This window comes from Thermoflexibacter ruber (assembly GCF_900113045.1).
Taxonomy (GTDB): Bacteria; Bacteroidota; Bacteroidia; order Cytophagales; family Thermoflexibacteraceae; genus Thermoflexibacter; species Thermoflexibacter ruber.
Window position 1 is genome coordinate 68,072 of sequence record NZ_FONY01000006.1, and the last position, 13,521, is coordinate 81,592.

Annotated in this window: 8 protein-coding genes and 1 riboswitch; of the genes, 7 read left to right on the forward strand and 1 reads right to left on the reverse strand. The window is 38.5% G+C overall.

Features of this window, described 5'->3' with window-relative positions; translation table 11 throughout:
* Positions 1-78 precede the first annotated feature (78 nt).
* From BM141_RS04810 to uvrB, 7 genes are all read left to right on the forward strand, one after another.
* Entirely contained in the window at positions 79-489 is a 411-nt protein-coding gene (locus BM141_RS04810) for a hypothetical protein (protein ID WP_091540965.1), read from the forward strand.
* 371 nt (positions 490-860) lie between these two features.
* Positions 861-3,053, forward strand: a complete 2,193-nt coding sequence (locus BM141_RS04815) for a sodium-translocating pyrophosphatase (protein WP_091540967.1) — start codon at positions 861-863, stop codon at positions 3,051-3,053.
* Between the two features lie 188 nt (positions 3,054-3,241).
* Positions 3,242-3,373, forward strand: a riboswitch (SAM riboswitch).
* A 228-nt stretch (positions 3,374-3,601) separates the two neighbouring features.
* On the forward strand, positions 3,602-4,144 hold the full coding sequence (locus BM141_RS04820; protein WP_091540970.1) for a GNAT family N-acetyltransferase: 543 nt from the start codon (positions 3,602-3,604) through the stop codon (positions 4,142-4,144).
* A gap of 149 nt (positions 4,145-4,293) precedes the next feature.
* Positions 4,294-4,845 carry an REP-associated tyrosine transposase gene (locus BM141_RS04825; protein ID WP_177217267.1) on the forward strand — a complete coding sequence of 184 codons (552 nt, stop codon included), beginning with the start codon at positions 4,294-4,296 and terminating at the stop codon, positions 4,843-4,845.
* A 464-nt stretch (positions 4,846-5,309) separates the two neighbouring features.
* On the forward strand, positions 5,310-5,972 hold the full coding sequence (locus BM141_RS04830) for a CAP domain-containing protein (RefSeq protein WP_091540975.1): 663 nt from the start codon (positions 5,310-5,312) through the stop codon (positions 5,970-5,972).
* Positions 5,973-6,157: 185 nt separating this feature from the next.
* On the forward strand, positions 6,158-9,976 hold the full coding sequence (metH, locus tag BM141_RS04835) for a methionine synthase (protein ID WP_091541231.1): 3,819 nt from the start codon (positions 6,158-6,160) through the stop codon (positions 9,974-9,976).
* A 38-nt stretch (positions 9,977-10,014) separates the two neighbouring features.
* Positions 10,015-12,045, forward strand: coding sequence for an excinuclease ABC subunit UvrB (gene uvrB, locus BM141_RS04840; protein WP_091540979.1), 2,031 nt, complete (start codon positions 10,015-10,017; stop codon positions 12,043-12,045).
* A gap of 51 nt (positions 12,046-12,096) precedes the next feature.
* Here uvrB and BM141_RS04845 read toward each other — a convergent pair whose 3' ends face one another.
* Positions 12,097-13,176 carry a bifunctional 3-deoxy-7-phosphoheptulonate synthase/chorismate mutase type II gene (locus BM141_RS04845; protein ID WP_091540983.1) on the reverse strand — a complete coding sequence of 360 codons (1,080 nt, stop codon included), beginning with the start codon at positions 13,174-13,176 and terminating at the stop codon, positions 12,097-12,099.
* Between the last annotated feature and the right edge of the window lie 345 nt (positions 13,177-13,521).

A 13,521-nucleotide genomic window follows, 5' to 3' on the forward strand; every position in this document is an offset into this window, starting at 1 on the left:
TATTTTTTATTCCTCTATATCGTAAATTTTAGTAGTAATAAAAACATAAAAATTATCTAATGTCAAATTTACTTTTATATGAAAACTTATCTTTTTTTTGTTTTACTTTTGTTGATTATTGGATTGAATCAACAAACATTTGCGGCCCACGATACCTCTTTCCCTGTAATTACGGCAGTTTATGAGCGTATGGATTTACCTGTGGAGAATTTTTTAGAAGTTACCAATGAATCAACAAAGCATCGCGTATCTTGGAAAGAGCGAACTCTCTCCAAAATGATACATAAAAAAGTTACCAAAGCGAAAAAAAGTATCCAACATCATAGAAAATCAAAGTCCTTAGGTGGCTTGCTTGCTTTGGTAATAGTTGGCTTAGTACTTATTCCAATAGGTATTGTGATACTTTTGCCTTTGCTCATAGTAGGAGTGGTTTTGTTAGTATTAGGTATTACAGGTACATTTTTGAGTGGCATAGGAAGTATTTTTTGATAAAATATGCTTACCTTTACTAAAATAAACCTTATAAGATTGAAAAATCTTACAAGGTTTTTTAGTTTATTTTTGTTTTTGAATATTACCTGATTTCTCAAATTTCAAAATATTCACAAATTATTTTTAAATGTTTTTCCTTCCATTATCTTTGCAAACCTTTTTTTTAGAGTTATGAATAATGAGTTATGAGTTATAAATTGATTATCAAATATATAGTACTCAATTTGGACAACTTAAATGATTTGTTTTTTTATTTATAACTTCATAATTTACAATATTCTATGCTTTTTTCACATATTACAATGCTAAACTCATAACTTAGAACTCATGACTCACAACTTAAAACTTATAACTATATAATATAACGTATGGAAAACTTGGTTTACTCTCTACCGATTTTTGGTATAATCGGTTTACTCTATGTGGCTTGGCGTTCGGCATGGGTAGCAAAGCAAGACGTAGGTTCTCAAAAAATGGCTGACATTGCGGCGCGTATCGCTGAGGGTGCTATGGCATTTTTAAAAGCAGAATACAGAGTATTAGCGATTTTCGTAGTTTCTGTTGCTATTCTGCTTGGTGTAAGTGCAGGTGATAATTCTTCTCCTTTGGTGGCTGTTTCTTTTGTGTTGGGGGCATTTTGCTCTGCTTTGGCAGGCTTTATAGGAATGCGCGTAGCAACCAAAGCAAACGTAAGAACTACCAATGCTGCCAGAACAGGATTGAGCAAAGCCTTAGAAGTAGCTTTCATAGGCGGTTCTGTGATGGGAATGGGAGTAGTTGGCTTAGGAGTGTTAGGTTTGGGAACGCTTTTTATTGTGTATGGCAATCTCTTTGGTACTGATGCTCAAAATATTCAAAAGGTAATTACAGTAATCACAGGTTTTTCTTTTGGAGCTTCCTCTATTGCACTTTTTGCACGTGTAGGTGGAGGCATTTACACCAAAGCGGCAGACGTAGGGGCTGACTTAGTAGGAAAAGTAGAAGCAGGTATCCCCGAAGACCACCCTTTAAACCCTGCCACTATTGCAGACAACGTAGGGGATAACGTGGGGGACGTAGCAGGTATGGGAGCAGACTTATTTGAGTCTTACGTAGGTTCTATTATTGGTACTATGGTATTGGGTGCGGCTTTTATGTCTGCGGATTTTGTTCAGGCTGATGGCATGAATGGACTCTCTGCGGTGCTTTTGCCTTTGGCTTTGGCGGCAGTAGGTATCATTGTTTCTATTATTGGTACGTTCTTCGTAAAAGTAAAAGAAGGTGGTAATCCTCAATCTGCCCTAAATATTGGTGAGTTTGGCTCATCTGCCATTATGATTGTTGCTTCTTACTTCATCATTACCAATATTTTGCCTGAAAAATGGACTTTTGTAGATGCTTTGTATGGTGGAGTTACCAGAGAAATGACTGCTATGGGGGTATTTTGGGCTACTATCATTGGTTTAGTAGCGGGTGTACTGGTAGGTTTGATTACGGAATACTATACAGGCATGGGCAAAACTCCTGTAAAATCTATTGTAAATCAGTCTTCTACAGGTGCAGCAACCAATATTATCGCAGGTTTAGGCGTAGGTATGATGAGTACCGCAATTCCTGTGCTTTTAATCGCTTTCTCTATTGTAGCGGCATTTGAAGCAGGTGGCTTGTACGGCATTGCGATTGCGGCGGTAGGTATGCTTTCTAACTTAGGGATTCAGTTGGCAGTAGATGCTTACGGACCGATTTCTGACAATGCAGGTGGTATTGCAGAGATGTCAGAATTACCCAAAGAAGTACGTGGCAGAACGGATAAATTAGATGCAGTAGGAAATACGACAGCGGCGATTGGAAAAGGTTTTGCGATTGCTTCTGCGGCATTAACAGCCTTGGCTTTGTTCGGGGCTTATATGACTTCTGCGGGAGTAGGTTCTATTGATATTTCTAAGGCAAACGTAATGGCAGGTTTGTTGATTGGGGCTATGTTGCCTTTTGTATTCTCTGCTTTGGCAATGGGAGCAGTAGGTAAGGCGGCAATGGATATGATTCAAGAAGTTCGCAGACAGTTCAACAATATTCCTGCCCTAAAAAATGCACTTGAAGTAATGCGTAGGAATGAAGGCAAAGAGGAGCATGAATGGTCAGCACAAGACCAAGAAACTTTCCGCTTGGCAGATGGGAAAGCTGAGTATGGAAAATGTGTAGAAATCTCCACTAATGCAGCAATCAAGCAAATGGTAGTACCGGGAATGTTGGCAGTAGTTGCTCCTGTGGTAATTGCTTTCTTGCCGGGTATGGGCAAAGAGGCTTTAGGTGGCTTATTAGCGGGTGTAACTGTTTCAGGTGTACTCATGGCGATTTTCCAATCTAATGCAGGTGGTGCTTGGGATAATGCAAAGAAATCTTTTGAAGAAGGGGTGGAAATCAATGGGAAGGTATATTACAAAAAATCTGACCCACACAAAGCAGCAGTAGTAGGCGATACCGTAGGCGACCCTTTCAAAGATACTTCAGGACCCTCTTTGAATATCTTATTGAAATTAATTTCAGTAGTGGCTTTGGTGCTTGCGCCATTTATTAGATAAAAATTTATATATTTCATACATCTTTTAAAACTGTACTCTAAACTTAATCATTGCATTAGGTTTTGGGTACAGTTTTTGATTTTCGTGAACACTGCGTTTTGACAAATATTGTAAGTTTTCATTCTATTACATTTGTAAATCAGCAAAATACCTATTATATTTGTAAGTCAAATAGTTTATTATACAAATACTTATCAAGAAAGGCGGAGGGCTGGGTACCCTGCGAAGTCTTAGCAACCTACCAAAACTCATTGGCAAGGTGCTTCTGGGCGACAATTCGCTTCCCACTCAAAACTAATTGATTTTGAGATAGATAAGTAAGAGCAAATCTTTTGTTCTCCCGCCAAATTAGTAATAGTGAATAAGTTTTTTACAAGTAAGTAAAGTGTATAGGGCATAGGAGTTAGTAGCTTTTAGCATATAGTGGATTTCTCACGTGTTTTCACGTGAGAAGGGAAAAAACTTAGGTTATTTTTCACATCAAGCGACATGAAAAATTATTCAAAAAAACAATCAGTTTCGCGAGTGATAACACACGAGAAACCCATATGAAATCATACAAAATGCTAATATACAAACTACTGTCCCAAAACGAAATCTCAAAATTCCCTGAAATTGACAGAAGCGAAAAGGTACAATATAGTTATGTTTACAAAGATAATCAGTTGGAAATTGTGCCTTGTGAGCTAAAAATTGAGGATTGGGAGGAGGAAGAATTAGCAGATTTTATACAAAGATTGCATGATTTATATGACAGATGCGGTTTTATTTGGGGAACTTTTGAAGAAAATAGATTAGTAGGCTTAGTTTCATTAGATAACAAGCGATTTGGGAAAAACTTGGATTTCTTAAAATTGGATATGCTGTATGTAAGTAACTCGCACAGAGGAAAGGGAATAGGGCGTAAACTCATGGCAATCAGCAAGACAAAAGCGAGAGAAATGGGTGCAAGTAAACTCTATATTTCTGCGACTCCTTTTAAAAATACGGTGGACTTTTACTTGGGCTTGGGCGCAGTGCTGACTTCCGAACTGAATCAGGAACTCTTTGATTTAGAGCCAGAAGATGTGCATTTGGAAATAGAGGTGTGAGAAGCTATTGTTTTTATCACGTCAAAATATGTGGCTCGTGTAGTTTTTCACGTCAAAAGACGGTGAAAAAGGGTTTTAAAATGTAAATAGTCAATTTATCATGTGTTGAACTCGGTACGAAGTACATGATAAACAATATAGTAAAATATATGCTTCGCAGAGATGTTTATTTTTTTACAGCAACTATCCATGAGTGGCAAAAACTACTCAAACCAGATAAGTACAAGCAACTTATCATGGATAGCTTGAAGTTTTTGGTGGAAAATAAACGGATTTTCTTGTATGGTTTTGTCATCATGCCAAACCATATTCACCTGCTTTGGCGTATGCAAGAGGGGCATGATGAAAGAGATGTGCAAAGGGATTTTCTAAAATTTACAGCACAACAAATCAAGTTTGACTTGGTAGCCAATCATCCGAGAGTTTTACCTTTTTTCAGGGTGCAAGAGAAAAGTAGGCAATATCGTTTTTGGCAAAGTGAACCCTATATCAGTACCATGTATCGCAAAGAAGTTTTTGAGCAAAAGTTGAATTACATTCATCAAAATCCTTTGCAAGAAAAGTGGCAGTTGGCAAGCAAAGCAGAGGATTATCATTATTCATCTGCTCGTTTTTATTTGCAAAATGTTGACGATTGGGGTTTTATCACTCACTATCAAGCACATAGTGAAGAAGTAGGCTGGGAGAAAAAGAAAAAGTGAAATGAAGTAGTTTATCACATCAAAAGATGTAATAAATGGAAAGGATATGTAGAGGGTTTATTAAGGTTTCTCATGTGAAAACACATGAGAAATGGAAATATTAATCAATTTGTTATGTCTTATGACATGGCAAACTAATGTGTAGAGCGGTAGTTTTTCACGTCAAAAGACGGTGAAAAATGGAGATACACAAGAAAAAGTCAATTTTTCACGTGTTATCACGTGAAAAACTAATGCAGTGAAGTAGTTTTTCACGTCATAAAACGGTAAAAAGGGAAGAATTAGATAGGAAACCAATCAATTTGTCATGTCTTGACCCTCAGTGGAAATGATGACAAATTTGTATGAGTGATGGTTTTTCACGTCATAAGACATGAAAAATGGAAGGTTACATAGAAAAACTAGTCAATTTGTCATGTGTTTTCGCAGGGCAAACTAACGAATCATAAAAAAGTAGATTTAAAATGAATGGACGCTTTCTAAGTATTTTAGTATTACACCTACTTCTTTCGCCAAATCTATTCCTTTTTGCACAAGACAAGGAAAAATTTGTAGAGTGGACTGAAATAGAAATAGAACTTGCTAATACTGCCAAAGACAATAAAAAATTAACAAAAGAAGAGAAAAGAGTAGTTTATTTGACAAATCTATGTCGTATCAATGGAAAAAAATTTACCTTGACTTATTTGAAAGAATACTGCCAGAAAAATAAACTAAATCATCGCAAAGGTAACATAGCAAGTTTGATAAAAGATTTGCAAAAAGTAAGAATGCCTCCACTCATTGTCCTACCAGAATTGTGTGATGCAGCTACTTTTCATGCCAAAGATATGGGAGAAACAGGACAAGTAAGTCATAATTCATCTGATGGAACTGATTTTTCTGATAGAATGAAAAGTTTTACAGGTGCTATTTATGGATTAGGCGAGAATTGCTCATACGGACATGATAAGGCAGAGAATATAATTATGCAATTACTAATAGATGATGGAGTGCCAAGTTTAGGACATCGCAAGAATATTTTAAATAAGGATTATCGTAGTATTGGAGTATCTATCCAAAGACATAAAACATACAAATATAATTGTGTCATGGATTTCTCAACATCAAAGAAAATTGAAAAATAACATTAATCAATTTTGCATGGTCTTTTGACCTGCAAGACTAACATATAGCAAAGGACTGTTAGGGTTTTTACCTACTTATAGCCATAAATCATTCATAATTAATAATTTATAACTCATAATTAAGAGAAGTGAAGAAAGACATCAGAGAAATTTTAAAACATAGAATCCTCATTTTGGACGGAGCAATGGGGACAATGATTCAGCGATACAAACTCACTGAGGCTGATTTTCGTGGCGAGCGATTCAAAGACCACCCTTGTGATTTGAAGGGAAATAACGACCTGCTATCTATTACCCAACCGCAGATAATCAAGGAGATACACCACCAATACTTAGAGGCGGGGGCTGACATCATAGAAACCAATACATTCAGCAGTACAACTATTGCAATGGCTGATTATCAAATGGATAACAATGAGTTGGTTTATGAACTTAACTTTCAATCTGCTAAAATAGCCAAAGAAGTAGCCGACGAGTTTACTGCTAAAAACCCCGATAAACCTCGATATGTAGCGGGGGCTTTGGGACCTACCAACCGCACAGCTTCTATTTCTCCTGACGTGAACGACCCTGCTTTTCGGGCTGTTACTTTTGATGAGCTGGTAGAGGCTTACTACGTTCAGGTCAGTGGTTTGGTCGAAGGCGGGGTAGATATTTTATTAGTAGAAACCATTTTTGATACACTGAACGCAAAAGCAGCACTTTTTGCGATAGATAAGTATTTTTCTGAACCGCATAAGCCTCACCCCCTACCCCTCTCCTTTGGAGAGGGGAGTAACTCCCTCTCCAAAGGGGGCGCAGTGCATACTGAGGGCAGGGGTGGGGGCAGACACCTCCCTATCATGGTTTCTGGCACTATCACCGATGCAAGTGGACGTACCCTTTCGGGGCAGGTTACAGAGGCGTTTTACAATTCCGTTTCTCATGCCCACCTGTTGAGTGTGGGGCTGAACTGTGCCTTAGGAGCAGATTTATTGCGACCTTATCAGCAGGAGTTGGCTCGTATCGCTACTACTTATGTGAGTTGTTACCCTAATGCAGGTTTACCAAATGCCTTTGGGCAGTATGATGAAACGCCAGAGTACATGGCAAAGCAGTTAGAAGATTTTGCAAAAAATGGCTTTTTTAATATCGTGGGTGGTTGCTGTGGCACTACGCCTGACCACATTAGAGCCATCGCCGAGATGGTGAGAAAATACCCACCAAGGAAGCTACCAGAGCCAGATACTTTTCTTCATTTATCAGGTTTAGAGCCAATCGTGATTAAGCCTGAAACTCGTTTTGTCAATATTGGAGAGCGTACCAATGTAACGGGCAGCCGTAAGTTTGCCAAACTAATTAAAGAAGAAAAGTATGATGAAGCATTAGAAATTGCTAAGCAACAAGTAGAAAATGGTGCGCAAATCATTGACATCAATATGGACGAGGGAATGTTGGATTCGGAAGCGGCGATGGTGAAGTTTTTAAACTTAATTGCCTCAGAGCCAGATATTTGTAAAGTACCTATTATGATAGACTCTTCCAAGTGGTCAGTTATTGAAGCGGGTTTGAAGTGCATACAAGGCAAGGGCATTGTCAATTCTATTTCTTTGAAAGAAGGAGAGGAAAAGTTTATTCATCAAGCAAGGCTGATTCGCCGTTACGGTGCGGCTGTGGTCGTCATGGCTTTTGACGAAAATGGACAAGCAGATACTTATGAAAGGCGTATTCAGATTTGTGAGCGTTCCTACAAAATCCTGACTGAGCAGGTGGGTTTTCCTCCCCAAGACATTATTTTTGACCCGAATATCTTGACCGTAGCTACGGGCATAGAAGAACACAACAACTATGCGGTAGATTTCATCAATGCCACTCGTTGGATTAAGGAAAACTTACCACATGCCAAAGTTAGTGGTGGGGTAAGTAACATATCTTTCTCATTTAGAGGCAATGATGTAGTAAGAGAGGCGATGCACTCTGCTTTTCTCTTCCATGCAATCAAGGCAGGTTTGGACATGGGTATCGTCAATGCGGGTATGATTGAAGTGTATGAGGAAATTGACAAAGAACTTTTGGAACGCATCGAAGATGTGTTGCTAAACCGCAGACCTGATGCCACAGAACGCTTAGTAGAATTTGCCGAAACAGTAAAAAACAAAGGTAAAGCCGTAGAAAAAGACGAGGAGTGGAGGAAAGCAGACGTAAAAGAACGCCTCAAACACGCACTTATCAAAGGCATTACAGATTACATAGAGCAAGATACAGAAGAAGCAAGACTACTTTACGAAAAACCTTTACAAGTGATTGAAGGACCGCTCATGGACGGAATGAATGTAGTAGGTGATTTGTTTGGAGAAGGCAAAATGTTTCTCCCCCAAGTAGTTAAATCGGCAAGGGTAATGAAGAAAGCTGTTGCCTATTTGATTCCTTACATAGAGGAAGAAAAACTAAAAAATCCAGGGAGTAGCCAAGCAAAAAATAACGGAAAAATCTTATTAGCTACCGTTAAGGGTGATGTGCATGACATTGGGAAAAATATTGTAGGAGTGGTTTTGGCTTGTAATAACTTTGAAATCATAGACTTAGGAGTAATGGTACCCAAAGAAAAAATCTTAGAAACTGCAATCAAAGAAAATGTAGATATTATTGGGCTAAGCGGTTTGATTACTCCTTCTCTTGATGAAATGGTCTATGTTGCCCAAGAAATGGAACGCAGAGGCATGAAAACGCCTTTATTGATTGGTGGAGCTACTACTTCCCGCTTGCATACTGCGGTGAAAATCGCCCCTAATTACAGTGGAGCGGTGGTACATGTATTAGATGCTTCTAAAAGTGTACCGGTGGCTTCAAACTTAGTTACTGATAATGAGCAAGTAAAATTTGATTTTATTCAAGAGGTTAAAGACGAATATACAAGACTTAGACAAGAACATGCTAAGAAACAAGATAGTAAAAACTATCTTTCTCTGGAAGAAGCAAGAAAAAATAAAGTACAGATAGACTGGGAAAATGAGCGTATCGTAAAACCTTCATTTTTAGGAACAAAGGTTTTTGATGATTATTCTTTGGAAGAATTGACGAATTACATAGACTGGACTCCTTTTTTCCAGTCTTGGGAACTCTACGGAAAATATCCACAAATTTTGAAAGATGATGTAGTAGGGGCAGAAGCAACTCGTCTATTCAATGATGCCCAAAAACTTTTGAAGGAAATAGTTGATAAAAAACTCATTAAGGCAAAAGCAGTGATAGGTTTTTTTCCTGCCAATAGCGTAGGGGACGATATAGAACTTTATGATTTTGAGGAATTTGAAGTAGAAACGGTTTGTGATAAGCATGGAAGTCATGTCGAGAAGGTGTATGAGGTCAAGAAGGAAGCAAGTTCTGTCAGGTTTTCAAAACCTGACAGAACTAAAACGGTTCTCCACCACCTCCGCCAACAAAATCAAAAGGCGAAAAACTTACCTAACTTCTGCCTTTCTGATTTTATTGCCCCTGTCGAGAGTGGCAAGCAAGACTATATTGGCGCTTTCGTAGTTACAGCTGGGATTGGCACAGAAGAATTGGCATTGCAGTTTGAGAAAGACCACGATGACTATAATGCTATCATGGTTAAAGCTCTTTCTGACCGCTTGGCAGAGGCTTTTGCAGAGCGTATGCACGAAAGAGTACGCAAGGAATTTTGGGGATACGCACCTTTTGAAAACTTAGACAATGAGGAACTTATCAAAGAGAAATATCAAGGCATACGTCCTGCCCCCGGTTATCCTGCTTGCCCTGACCACTTGGAAAAAGGCACTTTGTTTGAACTGCTCAATGTAGAGGAAAGCATAGGTGTAACCTTAACAGAAAGCTATGCTATGTTCCCTACTGCTTCGGTAAGTGGGTGGTATTTTGCCAGCCCACATGCCAAGTATTTTGGTTTGGGCAAAATCAGCAAAGACCAAGTAATGGACTATGCCGAACGCAAAGGCATGAGTGTAGAAGAAATAGAGAGATGGCTGGGGAGCGTATTGGGGTATTAGATTAGTGCAATACATAAAACACAAAATAACTGCAAATTATGCAATTTCGACTTATTTCTAAGTACGCCCCCACAGGCGACCAACCTAAGGCGATAGAGCAATTAGTTAGAGGAATAAAAGAAGGAGAACGTTTCCAAACACTCTTAGGGGTTACAGGTTCGGGCAAAACTTTTACTATGGCAAATGTGATTGCCCAAATCAATCGTCCTGCTTTGGTACTTAGTCATAATAAAACTTTGGCAGCGCAGTTATATGGAGAGTTGAAACAGTTTTTCCCTGAAAATGCGGTGGAGTATTACATTTCTTATTATGATTACTACCAGCCAGAGGCATACATTGCCAGCACTAATACCTACATAGAAAAGGACTTGGCGATTAATGAAGAAATAGAAAAGCTAAGATTGAGTGCTACTTCTGCCCTCATGTCGGGGCGTAATGATGTAGTAGTAGTAGCCTCAGTGTCTTGTATTTATGGTATTGGAAATCCAGAGGAGTTTAGTAGGTATATTATTAAAATAGAGCAAGGAGATAAAATTTCACGTCAGAGGTTTCTTTTTGCCTTAGTAGATATTTTGTATAGTCGCACAGAAGCAGAGTTTAAGCGAGGGAATTTCAGAGTAAAAGGGGATACCGTTGATATTTTCCCTGCGTATGCTGATTTTGCTTATCGAGTTTTCTTTTGGGGAGATGAGATAGAGGCTATTCAGCGCATTGAGCCTCAGAATGGGAAAAAAATTGCCGATGAGAGTTCCATTGCTATCTTTCCTGCCAATCTGTTTGTAACGGGTAGAGAAACTCTCAACACTGCTATCTATGAAATTCAAGACGATTTAGTTTCGCAAATCAAATTTTTTGAAACAGAGCAACGCTACATAGAAGCCCAAAGAATCAAAGAGCGTACAGAGTTTGACTTAGAGATGATGCGGGAACTGGGCTATTGCTCTGGAATAGAGAACTATTCTCGTTATTTTGACCGAAGACAAAAAGGACAAAGACCTTTCTGTTTGCTTGATTATTTTCCCAAAGATTATTTATTACTTATAGACGAAAGCCATGTTACCATTCCCCAAGTAAGGGCAATGTTTGGAGGAGACCGCTCTCGTAAAATTGCTCTGGTAGATAATGGGTTTCGTTTGCCTTCTGCTTTGGACAATAGACCTCTGACTTTCAACGAGTTTGAAGATATGATGGGCTATACTATTTTTGTAAGTGCTACCCCAGGTGATTACGAAGCGATGAGGTGCGAAGGAGTAGTGGTAGAGCAGATTATCAGACCTACAGGCTTGCTTGACCCACACATAGAAGTACGCCCAAGCATCAATCAAATAGATGACCTATTAGAAGAAGTTGATATTACAGTAAAAAATGGAGATAGGGTACTCATTACTACGCTTACCAAACGCATGGCAGAGGAACTTACGGATTATCTAATAAAATTAGGAATCAAAACTCGCTATATTCACTCTGAGGTAAAAACTTTGGACAGGGTAGAGATTTTGAGGGAATTGAGATTGGGGGTGTTTGATGTATTAGTGGGGGTAAACCTGCTTAGGGAAGGTTTAGACCTACCTGAAGTTGCTTTAGTAGCTATTATGGACGCAGACAAGGAAGGTTTCTTACGCAACCAACGCTCTCTAATTCAGACTATTGGACGAGCCGCAAGAAATGTAAACGGTAGGGTAATCATGTATGCAGATACCGTTACAGAATCTATGCAAGTAGCGATTGAGGAAACCAATAGACGTAGAAAAATCCAAGAAGATTACAACAAGGCTAATGGAATTGTCCCAATGACTGTAAAAAAATCCACAGAGGCTATTCTACAACAAACTAAAGTAGCAGATGCTAAGAAAGAAGCCAAACAGTACTACATAGAACCTGAGGAAGCAGGCTATGGCATAGCGGCAGACCCCGTAGTGAACTATATGAGTGCCAAAGATATAGACAAGCTCATCATGCAAACTCAAAAACAGATGGAAAAAGCGGCAAAAGAGTTAGACTTTATAGAGGCAGCGAGGTTGAGAGATGAACTATTGGCATTGAAAAAAAAGAAAGAAGAAAAAGCTTAACATATTTCAACGCTTACAAGATTAAAACCCTGTAAGCGTTGAAGATAGTGATTATCTGCTTGCTTGAATCTTGATAGACTCATCGTGAATAAGTTTGAAAAGCTGGGCGGTGAAGTCCTTGTGCAGTTTCATTTTCTCTCCCCACTCTGGACGAGTTTGGAACACTTTAATCCATCTATCTACTTGGAAAACAGTGATGTTATTTTCCCTTTTATAATCCCCTATTTTTTCTACCAAAGCCATACGAGCCGCCAAAATCTCCAAAATTTCTCTATCAATCATGTCTATCTTTTGGCGCAAATCGTCTAAATGTGTATTAAATTCTTTATCTTCTGTGCTTGGACTCTTAATTTTCAATTCACTCAGTATTTCACTTAGGCGAACAGGGGTAACTTGCTGGCTGGCATCGCTCCAAGCATTATCAGGGTCTATGTGCGTTTCTATCATCAGTCCATCATAGTTCAAATCTAAGGCTCTTTGGGCTATTTGGAAGATAAGGTCGCGCTTGCCGCCAATATGACTTGGGTCGCAAAAAATAGGCAAGTTTGGCAAAGTACTTTTCAGTTCAATAGCAATTTGCCACATGGGAATATTGCGATATTTAGTTTTCTCAAAAGAAGAAAAACCTCTATGCAAAGCGGCAATTTTAGTAATTCCTGCATTGGCAATGCGTTCAATACCTCCTAACCATAGGGAGAGGTCTGGGTTGATAGGATTTTTAACAATCACAGGAATATCTACACCCTTTAGGGCATCAGCTATTTCTTGGACAGTGAAAGGATTAACAGTGCTGCGCGCCCCAATCCAGAGGACATCAACCTCATGTTTTAAGGCTAACTCGACGTGCTGGGCATTGGCTACTTCGGTAGCAGTAGGTAATCCTACCTCTTTTTTTACCTCTTTGAACCACTTTAAACCAATCTCGCCCACTCCCTCAAAGCTATTAGGGCGAGTACGCGGTTTCCATATTCCTGCACGCAAAATATCTACTCCTGCATCAGTCAATGCTTTGCAAGTATTGAGCAACTGCTCTTCTGTTTCCGCACTGCAAGGTCCTGCAATCACTACAGGTTTTTTTTCACTGTTTGTATTGGTTTTGCCAATCCAAGACTCTAAAGTACTAATGTTCATAAAATACTGAAATTTAATTAGATTAATAAAGTGTGCTATTACATTGTTTACAGTTTTAAGTTTTATGCAGTTGTTTTTGGCAAATAAAAAAGGCTTGCGGTTCGTATGAACAGCAAGCCTTTTTAGATTTATGTTATTTCAACTCATAACAATAGCTTTCTGCTCATACGATTTTATCGTACCAGAAGTAATAAAAGCTAAAGTATGTGTTGTTCATTAAATTCATCACCTATTATAATTGCTTAATTTTTGACAAATGTAGGTATTTTTTAATATTCTACAAATTTTTTACTTGTTTTTTTTTAATATTTTAAAACGTATAGATTGCTTTATTATACTATTTGG